This is a genomic window from Oceanobacter sp. 5_MG-2023, from assembly GCF_030548165.1.
GTDB lineage: Bacteria > Pseudomonadota > Gammaproteobacteria > Pseudomonadales > Oceanobacteraceae > Oceanobacter.
The window spans coordinates 1-19,212 of record NZ_JAUORS010000032.1 but is presented as its reverse complement, the minus strand read 5'-3'; the positions used below and the strand labels follow the sequence as shown (position 1 = coordinate 19,212).

Genomic DNA, 19,212 nt, shown 5'->3' with positions numbered 1-19,212 from the left:
AGGCCTGCAAGTCGGCTTCGTGATTCGAAACCATCCGGTAGCCCAGAGTGAGCACCGGATTAAATAGATGTCCCCAAAGGGGGAGAGTCACAAAAAAAGCCCCTTCAGGCGAGGGGCTTTTTTTGTGACGTGATGATGCTGATGCTGTATTTATGGCTTCAGTTCAAGCGTACTTAATGTACGTTGGCGTACACGCTCCAGCAGTTCGCTGTCTTCGATCAGAGACTGGCCATAGGATGGAATCATGGTTTTTAACCTGTCCTGCCAGGCGCCGGTCATTTTGTCGGCAAAACATTTTTCCAGAACTTCCAGCATGGCATAAGCTGCAACCGATGCACCTGGAGATGCTCCCAGCAGGGCCGCCAGAGAGCCATCCGCAGCAGATACCAGTTCGGTACCAAACTCCAGTTTCCCTTTGCCATTGGCGTCTTTCTTGATGACTTGCACACGTTGTCCGGCGTGGGCGAGTGTCCAGTCGCTGGATTGGCACTCAGGGAAGTAGCCGCGTAATGTTTCTACCCGGTTATCGTGGGATTGCATCACTTCACTGATCAGGTACTTGGTCAGATCCATGTTATGGATACCAACCGACATCATTGGAAACAGATTGTTGGTACTAACGGATTTGATCAGGTCGAGCTTGGAGCCAGCTTTCAGGAATTTGGTAGTGAACCCGGCATAAGGACCGAACAACAAGGCGGGTTCACCGTTGATAATTCGGGTATCCAGGTGGGGAACCGACATCGGAGGAGCACCGATGGCTGCTTTGCCATACACTTTGGCATGATGCTGCGAGACAATTTTCTTGTCTTTGCAGACCAGCCATTGACCACTGACCGGGAAGCCGCCATAACCTTCTGCTTCTTCGATACCTGAAGCCTGCAGCAGTGGCAGGGAACCACCACCGGCACCAAGAAAAACAAAACCGGTATTGACGGTTTTGGTTTTGCCAGACTGACGGTCTCGCAGTGCCACCGTCCAGCGTTTTTCTTGCTGGTGACGTTCGAAATCAACCACTTCATGGTTCACTAGCAGATTGAAGTTGTCCTGTTGCTCCAGCTGCTGAACCAGGTTGCGAGTCAGGGAGCCGAAATCAACGTCAGAACCGTAGGCAATACGGGTCGCCGCAACTTTCTCATTGGCATCGCGGCCGTTCATCACCAGTGGTATCCACTGCTTCAGTACTTCTGGGTCTTCGCTGTATTCCATGTCTTTGAACAAGTGGTGAGCGGACAGTTTTTCTGCACGCTGACGCAGGAATGCAACGTTTTTTTCACCCCATACAAAGCTGATGTGGGGCGTGGTGTTGATGAATTGCGTGGGTTGTGGGAGACCTCCCGTTTCGACCAGGTAGCTCCAGAGCTGGAGCGACAGTTCGAAATTGGCATTGATGGTTAATGCCCGATCGATGCTCACATTACCGTTGGCATCTTCTGCGGTGTAGTTGAGTTCACAGTAACCAGCGTGACCGGTACCTGCGTTGTTCCATCCATCGGTACTCTCATGAGCGACATGATCCAAACGTTCTACCATTATGAGTTTGAGCGTTGGATCGAGCTTGCTTAGCAGCGTACCCAGGGTCGCACTCATCACTCCTCCGCCAACCAGGAGTACATCGACCTGTTGTGTAGTCATTACGATTTCGCCTTTTGATCAGAAAGTCGTTTTATCAGGAATCCGGGAATGCCGGTATTCCTGTTGCGATCAACTCCCAGGCTTTTGGCCTGCCGCCCCAAAACCATATAGATATTACAGTTAGACAGGTGGTCGGGTAAGTTGATGCAGAGCCGGGGCTTTATACACAGACTGCGGAATCCGTACAACTGTCCTCTCAAGGACTGCTACTAATGTATATTGTTACCACTCGCTCAAGCCAGCGGGGATAAACACCAGTTGCACCCAGCTATCAAACGTTGTATTGGAGCTGACAGCATGGTGCACGGTTCGTTCTGGAAAACTCCGGCATTGGATGTTAATTGCTGAAATTATACATCTAAACGAGACAAATGTTTCTGTCGTGTTGGCTGTGCACTTGAAATTTTCGTTTGAAGTTGACAGTTGTCAAAGACTGCACACTGGGAAACCAGGGTTTTCAAACCCGGTAGCGAGCCATGAGGTTGTGATGGCTGCGGGATTATCCGGGCTGGAGGTTGGTCGGAAGTAGCATTTACAGAGGTTGAATAACGTCATCAGGCATCTGCCAATCGTGGCAGCATCAGGTATGATAGGCGTTTTTCAGCAGAGTGGTATCAGCGTGTTGGGCAGCATGATTAACAAGGGACTAACGGCCCTGATCGAGAAAAAACTGGTCGGTGCCGGAGCGGTAGAGCATATCGAACTGGACAAACAGCAGCGCAATATCCAGGTGACACTGTTACTGGAAGGCGAAACAGAATCCGTACGGATCTGCCTGGAAGGGTATCGACTGGAGACAAAAGATGGCCGTACCCACATTGCATTTGAACGGATCATCACATCACGTCGCTGGCTCTCAATGCTGCTGCATGAATATGGACAAGGCATGAGCTTTCCTGTGCCGTCCAAATACGCCAGCATGGTGAGTCTGATTTTACCGTAACAGGGCAGCGCTGGTTGTTGTTCCGGGCGGTATTCTGTCAGGCAAGGCGGTGGTTCAGGCACGGTTTGCCTGGTGGGCTGTGATAAAACACAGGGTTACGAATGCAGATAGCCAGGGTGGCGTCATGAATATTTGTGATTACATGCCAATCTGATAAATTGTACTTCGTCAATGCATATATAAAAAAACAGGGGATGTGGCCATTTCGTCTATTGTTGCTTTGCAATTGTCATGTCTCTGATCTATTTTAACTCATATGTGTACAAAAAAATGACAGTGCATGGTCATGATGTAAATATTGTCTCGTTGGCCTGGCAGCAGCTGCCCGTCAACGATTATTCGGGGATTTCATGAAGATTGATTTGTCGGATCGTGCACGAGGCTGGTTGATGGGCGGAGGAGGGGTGCTCGTTATCCTTCTCAGCTTGTACATCTCCCAGCTGCGCGTGGATGTTGCGTCTCAAGCGGTCCTGGCCTACAGCATGGTGGGCGTCGTTATTCTCTTGCGCTTTTTTGAAAGCCGGGTCATAAGAAACAATGGCTCGATTGAAGTGCAACGATTGCTCCGGATTCTTATTCTTATTACTGCTTTTTTTGTTTCCATGCGCTATTTTGCCTGGCGCCAGCAGGAAACAATCACCTATTACGATTTGCTCAGCTTTATTTGTATGCTTATTCTGTTTATGGCTGAGATATACGGCATTATTATTTCCTTCCTGGGAAGTTTTGTAAATATACAAGGCAGGAAACGCGAGCATATTCCTCTGCCGGACGACCCGGATAAAATACCATCCGTCGATATCTTTATTCCCAGCTATAACGAACCCCAGGAAATGCTGGAAATTACCCTGCTGGCTGCCTTGCAAGTCAGATATCCCGCAGACAAGTTGAACGTTTGCTTGCTGGATGATGGTGGTACCGTCGGCCGCCGGAATTCTGAAGACCCTGAGCGTGCTAGCAGCTCCCAGGAACGTTACGACACTCTGAAGGCCATGTGCGAGCGTATCGGCGCGACCTACCTGACCCGGGAAAAGAACAACCATGCCAAGGCCGGTAATATTAACGCGGCCCTGGAAAAAACCAACGGCGAACACATTCTGATTCTGGATGCCGACCACGTACCGACCCGAGATATTCTTGAGCGCATGGTCGGTATTATGATCAATGATCCCAAGATGTTTTTGGTGCAAAGCCCCCACTTTTTTATCAACCCTGACCCGGTGGAAAAAAACCTCCAGACCTACGGTAAAATGCCGGGGGAAAACGAGATGTTTTACGGGGTTATCCAGGAAGGTCTGGATTTTTGGGACTCCTCTTTCTTCTGCGGCTCTGCCGCACTTATTCGTCGAAAATACCTGCTGGAAGTGGGTGGTATTTCCGGGGATTCCATTACCGAGGATGCAGAAACCGCGTTTTTGCTGCATGCCAAAGGTTACCGTAGTGCTTATGTCAACCGCCCTATGATTGCTGGCTTGCAGCCTGAAACGTATTCCGGGTTTGTGGTGCAGCGGATGCGTTGGGCGCAAGGCATGGTGCAGATCTTCATGCTGAAAAACCCTTTGTTTTTTAAAGGATTAAAACCCTGGCAAAGGCTGTGTTACACCAGTAGCTCCGGGTTCTGGTTCTTCCCGTTTGCGCGGGCTACCTTTTTGGTTGCACCATCGGCGTACCTGTTTTTTGGCCTGAAAATCTACGACGCCAACATGACCGAGTTCTTCTCCTATGCCTTGCCGCACTTGATGGGTGCCCTGATCGTGACCGACTTCCTGTTTGGTCGATACCGTTGGGCTCTGGTGTCGGAATTGTATGAGTTGATGCAGTCCCTGTATTCCCTGCCCGCGATTCTTGAAGTAATCAAAAGCCCTCGCTCACCGGAGTTTGCGGTAACGCCAAAAGGGGAGTTCATGGATGAGAACTTTATTACCTCGCTTGCCGGGCCGTTTTACTGGTTGCTGGCCTTTAACCTGGCCTCGTTAACGGCTGGATTTATCCGTTTGCAGGTGATTCCACAAGACAGCGATGTGATTCTGATCACCATGTTCTGGGAGGCTTTTAACCTGTCACTGATGGTGTGTGCAATCGGAGCCCTGTATGAATTGAAGCAGCGGCGTCAGGAACCCAGGGTTAATGCCGATATTGCTGCTCGCGTGATTGTGAATGGCAAGTCAGTCCCTGCTACTATTGTTGATATGTCTTCCGGTGGCCTGGGTGTTCGCATCAAGGGCAGTGTATTCCAGAAACTGAATATGGATTTGACCGGGCAAGAGCTGGTGGTGCGTGCTTACAGTGCCGCGATGGAAGCAGAAGTGAATTTGCCAGGCTCAGTTATCGCTACGGTCCATAAACCTGATGACAGTGTTGTTATTGGTATCAAGGTGGATCTGCATGAGTTGGATCACAAGCGCCAGTTGGTAGCGCTTGTTTACGGTGACAGTGAATTATGGGTCAAGGAACGGGCAGCGCGGATGCCAACATGTACCGTCAGAGAAACTCTCTGGTTTCTGTTCAGTTCCGGGGCGCGCAGTTCCGCGGCACATTTTCGGCAACTATGGATTGATACCATGGCGGCCATGCGGCGCAAGTTGCGTGGCGCTTGATATCTGGCCAGTGCATGGCTAACAGAAAAATCGAACGGAACCACAGGCAGCGCTGTGAATGCTGTGTTTCGTACCATTTAAGTAACGGGAAAAGTGACAACATGATTCAGTCTTTATTTCGCGCTTGGTTAATGACGCTTCTAGGGGCTGGTTTACTGAGCTGGACAACCCTGGCTCTGGGGGCCAGTAATGCGGCATTGCCGCCGAATACCATGACACTGGCCAAGCTGGTTGGGCAAACCAACCCTATTGACTTGCGTGGTACCCAAACAATTTTCCCGGTCTACATTCCTTTGTCTGAACGGATGGTGCCAGACAAGGTGGTACTGCATCTGGAATACGTCAACTCGATCGCCCTGATTGGTGAGCGCTCACAACTGGTTGTCAAACTGAATGAAAGTGTGGTTGCCCAAATACCGCTGAACCCGGCTCGCCCGGAAGGGATCGCTGATATTCGTCTGCCCAGCAAGCGTTTCAAATCGGGGTATAACCTGATCTCTTTTAATATCGTTCAGCATTACGAATCCAACTGTGAAGACCCGGACGCTCCAGAGCTGTGGTCACAGCTGGATACCCAGAATTCTTATGTAAAGTTTGAAGGTGAGCTGGCCAAGGTAAACCCGAAACTGTCAGAGATTGACTCGCTGTTTGATCAACGCTGGCTGGGTGATTACCAACTGACCGTGGCTACACCGGTATTCCCGACGTCTGACTACGCAACCTGGGGGGCCATGGTATCTCAGGCTGCGGCGGTGCATCTGGAATACAAAACGCCACAAATCTTCCATGAAGTATTACAGTATAAAAATACCTCCGACCAAAAGCGTCTGAAAAATTACCAGTTCCCATACCTTGATCAGAAACCGTTACGTGGACGTGATGCCATCATCATCGGAACCCAGGCCGACTTGCAGCAAATGTTGGGTAGCCGCTGGTCGAGCACAGTTTCTGGCCCTTACCTCGGCGTGTTCCCCATGGATGAAGACCCCCAGCACTTTATTATGGTGGTTTCCGGCATCCAGGCAGAAGACGTGGCGATTGCCGCACGTATTCTTGGTTACATGAATTTTCCTCTGCCCGACCAGGCAGTAGCCAATTTCAATGGTTTGAAAATGGATCACCTGCCACGTTTTGCGGCCTCCAATATGGTGTCCCAGAATACGACCTACCGGCTCTATGATTTTGGTTACGAAACCACCACCATGAGTGGTGCTGGAGGCGGTAGTGTTGATGTAGGGATCATGCTTCCACCAGACACCTATGTGGCAGAGACCAGCAGTGTGGATCTGAACCTGCATTTTGCTTATGGCGCTGGCATGCGGGGTGATTCGGTATTCAATATCTTTATTAACGGTCGTTTTGAAAACGTGGTTCGCCTCAGCGAAATTGAAGGCGAAGCGGTTCGTCGTCACACGATTACGATTCCGACCCGGTCGCTCAAGCCAGGTATGAATACCCTGACGTTTGCGGCTCGGATGATGACCGACAGCTCGGCCGAGTGCCAACTGCGTAATGATGCCAACTTGCTCTTTACCCTGTACGACGATACCACCATTGAATTCAGTGGGCTGGACAGCTATGTCGAAATGCCGAACATGAAATTGCTGGCCACCACTGGTTACCCTTACAGCTATAACGATGATGGTGAAACGACCGTAGTGGGTTTGAGCAGTAATGATTCTGATGTTTTGGCCGCTTCCTGGACCTTGATGGGCAAGCTGGCAGAAGTCATGCGGCATGTATCGACCGACTTGCAATACCGCCTTGGTGACCTCAGTGGCCTGGATAGCGACAATCTGATTGTTGTGGGTACGGTACAAGGTCTGGATGCCAATCTGTTGAAACTGGCACCCATCAAGCTGGGTGAAGAAAGCCTGCTGCAATACGCCCGTGCCGCCGAAGCCGGTCAGCAGCCGCGTTACGAAGGCTCGCGTTTGTGGATAAACGCGGATGAGTACGGTGCTCGCGAATTTAACTATGTCAATCCATCCCTGCAGGGGAATGGCCTGGGTGATTTCGGTTTGCTGATGCAATTCCAGGGGGGCGACTACGCCAATACCGTTACCTTGTTCACCGCTGGCTCCGGCAAGAATTTGTTGGCAACTTCGCGAGAGCTGATTACCCCGGAAATCTGGAGTAACGTGCAAGGGGATGTAACGGCCTGGAAGGCAGGAGAAGAAGAGGTTTACGCCCGCTCTCTGGGAGAGAGCTATCATATCGGTCAACCAAGATTTTCAAACTGGCTGATCTATCACTTGTCCGCTGACCCATGGATGTTTATCGGCGTATTGCTGCTGTTCCTGCTGCTGCTTGCCCTGTTTATCCGTTGGTTGCTGACACGCTTCAGGGAAACCCATCACTAATGCATCGACTGGTACATGCGTTTTGCTACCTGAGCGTAGCAATCGCTGCAGTGTGTGGTGCCAGTCAATCGGTCGCCATGATGGATAATGGCTGGGAACAGTACAAACAGGCGTTTGTACAAACCAGTGGAGCGGTAATGGATAGCGGTAACAAAGGCATCAGTCACTCGGAAGGGCAGGGCTATGCGATGTTGCTGGCTGCTGCCTATGGTGATCGGTCCGGCTTTCGCAAACTGTGGAGCTGGACCCGCACACACTTGCAAGTACGGGACGACCGGCTATTTGCCTGGAACTGGTCTGCTACCCATGGAGTACAAGACAAAAACAATGCCACCGATGGTGATCTACTGATTGCCTGGGCTTTGCTGCGTGGAGCGGAGCGCTGGAATAATCCCGACTATCATGAAGCGGCGCGACGGATTACGGTAGATATTCTCGATAAGCTGATCCTGAAGCTGGGGGCTTACACAATATTGATGCCCGCCGAATACGGTTTTCAGCATGGTAATCGCTGGCAGATTAACCTGTCGTACTGGGTGTACCCGGCCTTACAGGATCTGGCACAACTGGTGCCAGACCGCCGCTGGCAAGCTCTGATTGATGATGGCAAGAAATTAACCGAGATAGCGTCACGAGGCCGCTGGCAACTGCCGCCAGACTGGATTGAAATGACTGCTATTACGCCACCGGTTCCTGCCATGAAACGCCCACCACGTTTTGGTTATGAGGCAATACGCCTGCCGTTGTATCTGGTGTGGTCAGGGGAAAAAGACGCGGACGTGTTACACAACAGCCGTACCTTTTGGCAGCAAACCAGTCAACGCAAATATATGCCGGCCTGGGTTGATATCCTGTCTGGAGAAGAAGCGGAATATCCCGCCCCGGATGGCTTTCGGGCAATCTGGCAGCTGACCGACAGGGCAATTGATAACGGCCAGAGTAAAGGTCAGATTGCTGCTCCGAATACAGCAATTACCAAAGATATTTACGGTCAGGATTATTATTCCGCCAGCCTGCTGTTACTCAGCCGGGTGGCCTATAAGGAGCAATTTCTTAAATGATATTATCGACACCTCGTTTCTGGCTACTGGGTGGCCTGATAGTTTCATCAACTCAGCTAGTGCAGGGGGCAGAAATAGGAGCAGATCCGTTTACTGCCGCCCATGGAGCGCCTCTGTTTCTGGCGATTGGTACTTCCGGACAAGCCAATATCCTGGAAGACGATCTGCCAACACTTGAAGCGGCCAAGCCCCAGGTTGCCCCCCAGGCACCTCGACGCACGACGCCGGTTCAGGCCACACCCGACCCTGTACTTGAAGCGCAACGGCGGGAAGAAATGCGTTTGTGGCAATGGCTGCAAATGGAAGAATATCAGCGCATGGATAGCAAGATTACCGAGCTGAAAAGAATATCGCCAGAATGGAACCCGCCAGACAAAATGATGGAATTGCTGGAAGCGGGCAAAAATAAAAAAGAACTGGATCAGGCCATGGCGAATGGAGACTGGCGTAGTATTGTCTACCTGTCCCAGCGTGACCCCGGCTTGTTTACCTGTGAGCAATACTACAATCTTTGGACGCTGGCCGACGCCTACTACGAGCTGGATGATCCGGACAGTACCCGCCAGATTTACCTTTCAATGATGAAAGACTGCCGCGAAGATGAAACCCGTGTTAATACATTCCGCCGGGCGCAACAGCAGCTGACAGCGGCAGAAATTGATGCCATGTACGAACAGGAAGACACCCGAACGAGTAATCGCATCAGCCAGAGCAACCTGACCCTGATGAAGCGGGAACTGATGCGTACGCGGGTTCTGAATGCGGCTCGGGATGGCGATGACGGTGTTGTCATTGATGCTATTCCAGACTTTGAAGAAGAAGTCATGTCGCAGCGCGACAGTGGCTTTGCACTGATGTTTGGCTGGGCACTGTACCGGGATGAGCAACTGATTCAGGCAGAAGAATGGTTCCAGCGAGCACACGACTGGACACCTTCCGAACAGACCACCCGTGCCATGGCAACGATCCAGGGGCGTCTCGGGAATCTGGATGAAGCCGAATTACTGGCGCGTAACAACATCAGCGACCCATTGATGAGCGAAATGCTGGGCAGTATCCTGTCACAGCGGGCGAGTGCAGCCTTTGATGAAGAAGACTATGAAAGCACCATTGCCTATCTGAAAGAAGCCGAGCAATACGCCCCTCGCAGTCTGGATGATGAGGCCATGTATGGCTGGGCATCCTACCATATGGGTGACAAGGACAGCGCCGCCCTGGCGTTCGAAAAAGCCTATCGTGAGAACCCGACTGAAGACGTTGCCCAGGGGCTGTACTACAGCCTGTATGATACCGATCGGGTACAACTGGAAAAAACCGCGGAAGACCAGTCCGGCCCCTTGCAGGAGTTGCTGACGGTCAAAAACAGTGAAGAAGCCTATAACACCGGACGCTACCTGACCGCCTATGATGAAGCGCCGGACAAATACCCCGAACTGAAAGGCGTCAGCTCGCCAGGCTTGATGGGGGGCATGCTGTTTTATTTCCGCTCCGGCGATAGTGGGACCAGTCAATTGGATACCCAGCGTTTGCCGTTGCTTAGCGGAGAGTTCAGCTATCGCCGCCATATGTTTGATTTGCAGCTTTCCGGGGTTAATTTGAGCAGTGGTTCTCTGGAAGACTATTCTCTGGTGGGTAACTACCCTGGCCAGGAAGAAGACTACGGCTACACCCCCACAACAGAAATTAGCAATGCGGTTGATGTGAAATTCGATTACCGCTATGAAGGGAAAGTCTCGCCCTATTTCTCCATTGGACTGACGCCGAGCAATGCGCCTATCTCCGCCCGTACAGAAGGTGCATTGGGGGTGGATTTCCAGATGCAGCGCGGCAATATCAATCTCGAACTGTTTTCTCGCTCGGTGAAAGAATCAATTCTTTCCTATGTCGGAATGTATGACCCCTACGATGGCGAGGCCTGGGGAGCGGTCAGCAGCAAGGGCGTCCGGGCAGGGGTTTTTCTGGATCTGAGCAATAATTATGGCGCGGCGCTGGGACTGAAAAGCGCATCACTGACCGGTACACAGGTAGCTTCCAACGATGAAATGGAATTCTCACTCAGGGCCCAGAAACAGTGGACTGGGGATAGCTGGGAACGGATCACACTGGGACCTACCTTTACCTTCCAACGGTTCGATCAAAACCTGAGCAAATACACCATTGGCCATGGTGGCTATTTCAGCCCACAACAGTTGTTCAAATACGGCGGTGAACTCTCTGCCCAGACACGGGAACAACGCAACTTTGTCGCCAGAGGCAAGATCAGCTTCGGCTATCAGCAGCACCAGGAAGACTGCGCCCCTCTGTTACCGCTGGAGAGTAGCCTGTGCTCGGAGTTCTATACCGATAACGAAGCCAGTGGCATGTATATGGGATTTGAACTGGTGGGAATGGTGCAAGCCGACCCGCGTGCGCAGCTGGGTGGCGGGGTCTTTTATGGCCTGTCTCCCGACTTCAACGAATTCGGCTTTATGCTGGCAGTTCGCCTGACACTGGATTCCCGCCGCTTTGTTCTGGCGTCCGACCTGCCAAACTGGTCCAGCAGTATCCGCTAGTACCCAACAATGGGTGTTGCAACAGGCGTTGCATGGTTGCAACGCCTGCTTTTCTGCCAACTTCATCACATCATCAGCCTGCCGCTGCCCTGTCGTTAAAAACAAGACAAAACCAAAGTACCAGCCGTGACATTTCTGCTGAATGGCTGCTCTGATTATTTGATATAGTCAAAATACGCACTTCTTGAAAGGTCATCAGTCTATGAATACCTCAACAGACGTCATGATCGTGCCGTGCTTTGGAATAATATCGCAGCATCCGCCGATCGCTGGCTTTACCGAAGTGATCAAGCGGTAACACAATGCGTTGTTATGCCGTAGCTCTGGAAGCAGCAGTAGAATGAGGCAATGCCTGACATAAAGGAAGATTGCGTATGTGGAGAGATATAAAAATCCTGCTTATCGACGATGATCAACAGCGTCGTCATGACATGCGGGTGATTCTGGACTTTCTTGGAGAAGAAGTCATTGTCAGTGATAGCCAGCATTGGCAACAAGAAGTCACGCAGCGCACCGACGACAGTCATCGTATATCGGCTGTGCTGATCGGGGACGATAGCCAGGGGCTGTTTCGTACCGTTATAACCGCCGTGCATCAGTGGGACAAGGCCGCGCCAATTCTGTGCCTTGGCCGAGATCATGGCCTGGACAGCCTGCCGGATGCCGTGCGCCGTTCCGTGATTGCCACCGTAGAATCGCCACCCAGCTACAACAGCCTGCTCGACAGCCTGCACCGCTGCCAGCTGTACCGTGAACAATATTCCCAGGAAGAAGGCCGCCGCGAACGCCGTGATATCCAGCTGTTCCGTAGTCTGGTGGGAACCAGTCGCTCGATTCAGCAGGTCCGCGAGCTGATTATGCAAGTGGCCGATAAAGACGTCAGCGTGTTGATTCTGGGAGAATCCGGTACCGGCAAAGAAGTCGTAGCCCGTAACCTGCACTACCATTCCAGCCGACGTAACAAGCCATTTGTGCCGGTTAACTGTGGTGCCATTCCGGCTGAATTACTGGAAAGCGAATTGTTTGGCCATGAAAAAGGCTCCTTTACCGGGGCCATTGCCAACCGGATCGGGCGCTTTGAAATGGCCGAAGGCGGCACCCTGTTTCTCGATGAAATCGGCGATATGCCGCTGAGCATGCAAGTCAAAATGCTGAGGGTCTTGCAAGAACACACTTACGAGCGGGTTGGCAGCAATAAAACCCTGGAAACCAACGTTCGTATTATTGCCGCCACTCACAAAAACCTCGAACACATGATCGAAGAAGGCGATTTTCGGGAAGACTTGTACTATCGCCTGAATGTCTTCCCCATTGAAATGCCTTCCTTGCGTGAACGTGTTGAAGACTTACCGCTGTTGCTGAATGAGCTGATTGTACGGTTGGAAAATGAAAAGCGAGGATCCATTCGTTTTAATTCCGCCGCCATTATGTCGTTGTGCCGCCATGAATGGCACGGCAACGTCCGGGAGCTGGCCAACCTGGTCGAGCGGCTGGCGATTCTTTTTCCATATGGTGTGATTGGGGTAAACGAACTGCCGAAAAAACTCCGCCATCTGGATGACGAAGAAGTGGCATCCCTGGCCACAACCGCCGACACCGACCCGGCTCAAGCAGAGGCATCGATGGAGAGTACTGCAGTGCTGCCCGAGGATGGACTGGATCTGCGGGAATATCTGTCAGAGCTGGAATCGTCGCTGATCCAACAGGCGCTGGATGATGCCAATGGCGTTGTTGCCAGAGCGGCAGAAAAATTGAATATTCGTCGCACCACACTGGTTGAAAAAATGCGCAAGTACCACCTGCAGCGCAAAGAAAAAGAATGTGTCTGACGCTTGTCCGGTGCCAACGCAAACAGAGCGTTGCACCGGATCATGGTGAGCCAGCTATCGGGCAGGGCGCAGCAGGCGCTGTCGTATTGCTCCATAAACAACCAGATACAGGGTCGCAGCCAGCAAGCTGACGACCGTGCCCCAGTGTAGCCCGAGCAGTGGATAGCTGTAGCTGACACACAAGGCGTAGACCACCAGAGCGCCCAAACCATCCGGGTAAGAACGAATGGTACGCGCCACCACATTTGCCCCCTGGCCCAGGTGCAAAATCAGCAGCAACGGGAAAAAACTCACCGGAAATGCCGCCAGCAGCCCGGCGCGCTGCGGGCCAAGCACATCCGCCAACCCGGTAATCAGCAAGATGGTCAATGTCGCCATGGCGGCACGAAATACCAGTTTCACCAGAGGCTGATGGAACCAGGTGGCGTGAATATGAGGATCGTGCCGTGTCGGCGCCGTGTCGTGAATGACGCCAAACAGAGTACGAAACAGCAAAATTGCCAAGACAACCACCAATAGCCCTACACCACGATGTGGCGGCAATTGCTGCAACAACCAGCTGCTGGTAAAAAAGCACAACAAGCCAGCGGCAATAGCCACCGGCACCCAACCCAAGCCGGAACGCCAGTGGATCACCCGCCAATAGCCCCAAGCCAGGCAAACGGCCGAAGTTAGCCCCGACAAGGTAAATACCGCGCTGGTGGCGGCAAAATCAGCCCCTTGTTGCCAGCCAAAAAAATACAGAGCGATACCGGTTCCCAGAGGAAAGCCCGCCAACAAGCCAGCGTGCCGGGGGCTCATTTTTTCGGCTACCCGCACCAGTAATACAACGCTTAAAAAAGTAATCAGGATCTTGGCCAGCACCAACATGCAAAAACCTCAGCATAATGAGAGTACAGGCTGGCTTGGCGGCGATGGCCTGAACGGTAAACAAGGATATTGATTGTTATTGTTTGGCTGCTTTATCCGCATCCGACATGGCAGCTTATGTGCCGCGGGCAGCAACGCGGCAGACAATATCCGGCTAATAAAAACAGAGCAACAGGCAGCCGCCAGAAATTACCGCATCTCAGCGGCGCGAGGGAGCTTTGGATTGACTGGTTTCTGCCGTCGGATTGGACTATTTCGGCAGACACACTGCACTGGATTCCGGTAACAAGCCATCACGTAACGCTTGTTGTAACGACAAGCGACCCGCAAACCACAACGGATATGATTTATTCGCCACCTGGACATCGGCAACGTCATCACCACTGCGCAAGGCGCTGACCAGATCTTCCAGGTTGACCCAGATCCAGTCCTTGCGTTCGCCGATTGTGCCGCAGGAAGATGCCGCAATCGCCGCGGGGTCGACATATTCAACCTCAGCAACATAGGTATAAAAAGGGCCAACACGTGAGCGTTCACGTCCTTCAAGATCTGCTGGCTGCGGAGTCGCAAACATACAGCTGGTTTCTTCACGGAACTCACGGGCAGCCGTATCCGCGATACTTTCCCCTTTGGCACCATGGCCACCAAAAGCGGCCCAGCCATTACGATCCTTGCCGTTATCATATGCCAGCAGCACCTGGGCCCGGGAATCAACGCAAGCGTAGGCAATCACCCCCGCCGGTGGCTCGGCAACGACCGCGATGGACGCGGTTACCAGTAAGGGCAATAGCACAAAACCAATCAAAACAGACGTCAGCATACAATGGCTCCATAACCAGACGGCGACAACCAACAAGGATTCGACAAGCAGTTACCCGGATGGCCCTGAATGTCGTACCTGATTATGGCATCCAGCGGTACAGCCGCAAACTGATACGTCCCTCCGCCGACACCACCACACCTTCCGCCCGTAAGCGTTCGGCCTGCCTGCGGCCGCCTTCCAGCATCGACAGACTGATGCGCCCCTGGGCATTGATTACCCGATGCCAGGGCAAGCTACTGTCTTGGGGTAATTGCTTCAGGATCTGACCCACCCAGCGTGCACGCCGTGGTGCACCGATCATCTCGGCCAGCTGGCCATAGGTAACGACGCGGCCAGCAGGAACGCTGGCAAGCAGGGTAAACAAACGGATATCGTTGGGCGTGACCGGAGCCACAAACCGGGGCACACGGACCATGAGACGGCCTGTTATGGAAGTTTTTGGGCCGACAGTGTAACCACAATGGCAGGGAGCTGGACACCCCGGCCTAAAACTGCAATCAATGTTAGCCATGCCTCATGCTGCAATAATGCCGGCAGATTCAACGCTGGATCGGCTTTCACCACCACGAGTAGTCACAGTGGTTACACTGGATTGTAATCCGTTGCTTGCCAGCCCTTGCTTTTTGCCCACTACGCCCCGATTAACCATAGAACGAGGCGCTCTGGTTGCCTTCTGCGTATCCGATTGGGTGGAATTTTTGGGCGTGGGAGTATCCAACCCTACAGAATATAAAGTACAGACCAGGAGGCAATTGTGCCGTTTTTAGTATTGTTTATCGTAGTACCACTGTTGGAACTGGCCGTTTTAATCAAGGTGGGTGGTTATATCGGCGTTATCTGGACGCTGGTGATCATCTTTTTGACCGCCATTATTGGTGTCAACATCCTTAAAAAACAGGGCATGGATGTACTGATGCGTGCCAGCCAGAAAATGCAGGAAGGTACCTTGCCAGCGCGTGAGCTGGCAGAAGGATTTTTGCTGGCCCTGGCCGGTGCCTTACTGCTGACCCCCGGTTTCCTGACCGATGCTGTTGGCTGTGCCTTGCTGGTACCGGCCACCCGCCTGGCATTGGTCAGCCATGTGCTCAAACTGATCAAGCCACGGGTCGTCATGGAAAGTGGTGGCTTTGCCAGTCGGCCAATGGGAGAGCGCCCGTCGCCGTTTGCAGACCGACCCGAGCCGCATCGCCACCGTCCGGATGTGATCGAAGGTGAATATCGCCGCGAAGACTGAGTGGTGCAGGGTTCAAATAGCACCAAATGCAATTTTTTTTCACATCGGGTGTTGAAAACCATCGCAGCGTCCCAATTATCGAAACACACAGATTTGGGGCGGGTGTATGACACCATCTGCCCCGCACACCGCAAACATTGCTTTATACATTGGAGATAACCTCAAATGAAAATCCGTCCTTTACACGATCGTGTTGTTGTTCGTCGCAAGGAAGAAGAGCAAACCACCGCTGGCGGTATCTTGCTTCCAGGTTCTGTTGCTGAAAAACCGAATCAAGGAGAAGTGGTTGCTGTTGGTACGGGTCGCGTTTTGACCAATGGTGATGTACAGGCTCTGGCAGTTGCAGTGGGCGACACCGTGGTCTTCGGCAAGTACTCCGGTTCCAACACCATCGACATCGATGGTGAAGAACTGCTGATTCTGAATGAAAGTGACATCTACGGCGTATTGGAAGCCTGATTCACGCTTCCTGTTGATCCCCGTTTGTAACTGAATAAATTTTGAGGAAAAAACATTATGTCCGCTAAAGAAGTTAAATTTGGCAACGATGCTCGTCAAAAAATGCTGGCAGGCGTTAACGTCCTGGCAAACGCCGTCAAAGTGACTCTGGGTCCCAAAGGCCGCAACGTTGTACTGGAAAAATCATTTGGCGCACCCACCATCACCAAAGATGGTGTCTCGGTTGCACGTGAAATCGAACTGGAAGACAAGTTCGAAAACATGGGCGCACAAATGGTCAAGGAAGTTGCTTCCCAGACCAACGACAAAGCCGGTGACGGCACCACCACTGCAACAGTACTGGCACAAGCCATTGTCAACGAAGGCCTGAAAGCCGTCGCTGCAGGCATGAACCCAATGGACCTGAAACGCGGTATCGACAAGGCAACCTCTGCCGTTGTTGAACAGCTGAAAGCCCAGGCCAAACCATGTGAAGACAGCAAAGCCATTGCCCAGGTCGGCACCATCTCTGCCAACTCAGATTCCACGGTTGGTACTCTGATTGCTGAAGCCATGGCAAAAGTAGGCAAAGAAGGCGTTATCACCGTTGAAGAAGGCAAAGGCTTCGAAGACGAGCTGGAAGTTGTTGAAGGCATGCAGTTTGACCGTGGCTACCTGTCACCTTACTTCGTCAACAACCAGGAAAAAATGACCGCCGAACTGGAAAACCCACTGATCCTGCTGGTTGACAAAAAAGTCGACAACCTGCAAGAGCTGATTCCAGTACTGGAAAACGTTGCCAAGTCCGGCCGTCCACTGCTGATCGTGGCAGAAGACGTAGAAGGACAGGCGCTGGCAACACTGGTTGTCAACAACCTGCGTGGCACATTCAAAGTGGCTGCGGTTAAAGCTCCAGGCTTCGGCGATCGTCGTAAAGCCATGCTGCAAGACATCGCCATCCTGACCGGTGGTCAAGTGATCAGCGAAGAAGTGGGCATGTCACTGGAAACCGTCGGCATTGAAATGCTGGGTACCGCTAAGAAAGTGGTTATCAGCAAAGAAAACACCGTGGTGGTTGATGGCGCTGGTTCTGGCACCGAAGTCTCTGCCCGTGTTGAACAGATCCGTGCCGAAATGGCCGCATCGACTTCTGACTACGACAAAGAAAAACTGCAGGAACGTGTTGCCAAACTGGCCGGCGGCGTCGCCGTGATCAAAGTGGGTGCCGGTTCTGAAGTTGAAATGAAAGAGAAAAAAGACCGCGTTGACGACGCCCTGAACGCTACCCGTGCTGCGGTAGAAGAAGGCGTGGTTGCTGGTGGTGGTGTTGCCCTGGTACGTGCCCTGAGCAACGTAACCGTCGTGGGTGACAACGAAGACCAAAACGTCGGTATTGCCCTGGCCCTGCGTGCGATGGAAGCACCTATCCGTCAAATCGCTGCCAACGCCGGTGCCGAAGGTTCCGTAGTGGTCGACAAAGTCAAAGCTGGCGAAGGCGCATTTGGCTTTAACGCCGCTTCTGGCGAATACGGCGACATGATCGACCTGGGTATCCTTGACCCTGCCAAAGTGACTCGTTCATCCCTGCAAGCAGCAGCCTCTGTTGCTGGCCTGATGATCACCACTGAAGCCATGGTTGCCGAGATCCCTAAAGAAACTCCAGCAATGCCTGATATGGGCGGCATGGGCGGAATGGGAGGCATGGGCGGCATGATGTGAGGTAAATAACCTCCATTAGCCTCCGGCTACCACGCTTGATAAAAAACCCGCGCTGAATAATCAGCGCGGGTTTTTTATTGGCCAGGTTGTATGGGGGCTGCCACCTGTCGAGCCTTGCTGTACGCTAATAACACAGGATTTCTGGCGGTGTCTTCAACGACACTTTGCATCACCCAAGCTTCTATCGGTAGATTTTCTTCGTTGCTTTTGTCTTGAAAATGTAAAGATCATGGTCACTACGTTGTCGTGACCATGGCAGCAGTAGAAAATAGCTTCCCTACCTGCGGGTTGGCGTTTATTACCTTGGGGTATAAACGGTTACAGGACAAGGACTGCGCAATAAAAGGCACCATGGCTGTCAGCTTGTTTATCCAGGGTCGTTGAATCCGGGCAGGTACATGGATTCATATTTGGTACATGATGTGATTTTAAAGGAGATTATTATGCCAGGATTGAAATTGAAAACGCTTGCATTGGCCAGTGTAACTTTATTGGGGACGAGCCAATGGGTGCACGCTCAATATGTTGGCCCTTCGGCTCAGCAGTCTGTTTCATCGGTCGCAGACATATTTAAACATGCATCGGATGATCAACGCGTTATATTACGTGGTTATTTGATCAAACAAGTCAGCTCAGAGAAATATCTGTTTTCTGACGGTAGCGGCGATATTCGGGTAGAAATTGATGCTGAAGATTTTCGTGGCCAAACGGTGAATGAAAAAACTCAGGTTGAGCTTATTGGTGAGGTGGAAAAAGATTTTCTTGAGTCACCGGAAGTGGATGTGGATATCATTAATGTTGTGCCAGGCTGACCTGAAGCCGGTATAAAAGACTGATGAAGGGCGTCGACAGGGCGAGCCGTTGGTTGTAGCTAACGATGGTTGGTCAATGATGACTAACCTCGTTTTTGGCTTTGACGGGTCTTTTTACGCTCACATCACAAGGCTGGCGCCTGCCTTATCTTGTCCCCATCTCCGGCATGTTGCCGGGGTGTTGTGGGGCGTCTCTGATCAATCAACAGAAGGAATCGTAATGATCACAGGGAGCTGCCTTTGTGGCGCAGTAACGTACAGGGGGCATCTATTTAATCCGGTGCTCACTCTGGGCTACCGGATGGTTTCGAATCACGAAGCCGACTTGCAGGCCTG

General features: G+C 52.0%; 14 protein-coding genes. 10 read left to right on the top strand and 4 right to left on the bottom strand.

Annotation, left to right across the window (positions count from 1 at the left end; translation table 11 throughout):
* Nucleotides 1-150: 150 nt before the first annotated feature.
* On the bottom strand, nucleotides 151-1,635 hold the full coding sequence (gene mqo / locus Q4551_RS15445; RefSeq protein ID WP_303434776.1) for a malate dehydrogenase (quinone): 1,485 nt from the start codon (nucleotides 1,633-1,635) through the stop codon (nucleotides 151-153).
* A gap of 586 nt (nucleotides 1,636-2,221) precedes the next feature.
* Here mqo and Q4551_RS15440 point away from each other — a divergent pair.
* From Q4551_RS15440 to Q4551_RS15415, 6 genes are all read left to right on the top strand, one after another.
* On the top strand, nucleotides 2,222-2,578 hold the full coding sequence (locus Q4551_RS15440; protein ID WP_303434775.1) for a hypothetical protein: 357 nt from the start codon (nucleotides 2,222-2,224) through the stop codon (nucleotides 2,576-2,578).
* A 350-nt stretch (nucleotides 2,579-2,928) separates the two neighbouring features.
* Entirely contained in the window at nucleotides 2,929-5,175 is a 2,247-nt protein-coding gene (gene bcsA / locus Q4551_RS15435; RefSeq protein WP_303434774.1) for a UDP-forming cellulose synthase catalytic subunit, read from the top strand.
* A gap of 101 nt (nucleotides 5,176-5,276) precedes the next feature.
* Nucleotides 5,277-7,538 carry a cellulose biosynthesis cyclic di-GMP-binding regulatory protein BcsB gene (locus Q4551_RS15430; protein WP_303434772.1) on the top strand — a complete coding sequence of 754 codons (2,262 nt, stop codon included), beginning with the start codon at nucleotides 5,277-5,279 and terminating at the stop codon, nucleotides 7,536-7,538.
* Nucleotides 7,538-8,599 carry a glycosyl hydrolase family 8 gene (locus tag Q4551_RS15425; RefSeq protein WP_303434770.1) on the top strand — a complete coding sequence of 354 codons (1,062 nt, stop codon included), beginning with the start codon at nucleotides 7,538-7,540 and terminating at the stop codon, nucleotides 8,597-8,599. Before Q4551_RS15430 ends, Q4551_RS15425 begins: the two co-directional genes overlap by 1 nt.
* Nucleotides 8,596-11,151, top strand: a complete 2,556-nt coding sequence (locus tag Q4551_RS15420; protein WP_303434769.1) for a cellulose synthase subunit BcsC-related outer membrane protein — start codon at nucleotides 8,596-8,598, stop codon at nucleotides 11,149-11,151. Before Q4551_RS15425 ends, Q4551_RS15420 begins: the two co-directional genes overlap by 4 nt.
* Nucleotides 11,152-11,525: 374 nt before the next feature.
* A complete protein-coding gene (locus Q4551_RS15415; protein WP_303434767.1) occupies nucleotides 11,526-12,980 on the top strand; it encodes a sigma-54 dependent transcriptional regulator in 1,455 nt (484 codons plus the stop codon).
* A gap of 54 nt (nucleotides 12,981-13,034) precedes the next feature.
* Here Q4551_RS15415 and Q4551_RS15410 read toward each other — a convergent pair whose 3' ends face one another.
* The 3 genes from Q4551_RS15410 to Q4551_RS15400 form a co-directional block, all read right to left on the bottom strand.
* Nucleotides 13,035-13,850, bottom strand: coding sequence for a hypothetical protein (locus Q4551_RS15410; protein WP_303434765.1), 816 nt, complete (start codon nucleotides 13,848-13,850; stop codon nucleotides 13,035-13,037).
* A gap of 250 nt (nucleotides 13,851-14,100) precedes the next feature.
* Entirely contained in the window at nucleotides 14,101-14,670 is a 570-nt protein-coding gene (locus Q4551_RS15405) for an NUDIX hydrolase (protein ID WP_303434764.1), read from the bottom strand.
* A gap of 82 nt (nucleotides 14,671-14,752) precedes the next feature.
* On the bottom strand, nucleotides 14,753-15,088 hold the full coding sequence (locus Q4551_RS15400; RefSeq protein ID WP_303434763.1) for an MGMT family protein: 336 nt from the start codon (nucleotides 15,086-15,088) through the stop codon (nucleotides 14,753-14,755).
* A 339-nt stretch (nucleotides 15,089-15,427) separates the two neighbouring features.
* Between Q4551_RS15400 and Q4551_RS15395 the strand changes: the two genes are divergently transcribed.
* The 4 genes from Q4551_RS15395 (at nucleotide 15,428) to Q4551_RS15380 (ending at nucleotide 18,876) form a co-directional block, all read left to right on the top strand.
* Nucleotides 15,428-15,907, top strand: a complete 480-nt coding sequence (locus tag Q4551_RS15395; protein ID WP_303434762.1) for an FxsA family protein — start codon at nucleotides 15,428-15,430, stop codon at nucleotides 15,905-15,907.
* Nucleotides 15,908-16,072: 165 nt separating this feature from the next.
* Nucleotides 16,073-16,366 carry a co-chaperone GroES gene (locus Q4551_RS15390; protein ID WP_303434760.1) on the top strand — a complete coding sequence of 98 codons (294 nt, stop codon included), beginning with the start codon at nucleotides 16,073-16,075 and terminating at the stop codon, nucleotides 16,364-16,366.
* Between the two features lie 57 nt (nucleotides 16,367-16,423).
* Nucleotides 16,424-18,064 carry a chaperonin GroEL gene (gene groL, locus Q4551_RS15385; RefSeq protein ID WP_303434759.1) on the top strand — a complete coding sequence of 547 codons (1,641 nt, stop codon included), beginning with the start codon at nucleotides 16,424-16,426 and terminating at the stop codon, nucleotides 18,062-18,064.
* Between the two features lie 443 nt (nucleotides 18,065-18,507).
* The gene (locus Q4551_RS15380; protein ID WP_303434758.1) at nucleotides 18,508-18,876 is read left to right on the top strand and encodes a NirD/YgiW/YdeI family stress tolerance protein; all 369 of its coding nucleotides are present in this window, start codon (nucleotides 18,508-18,510) and stop codon (nucleotides 18,874-18,876) included.
* Nucleotides 18,877-19,212 lie beyond the last annotated feature (336 nt).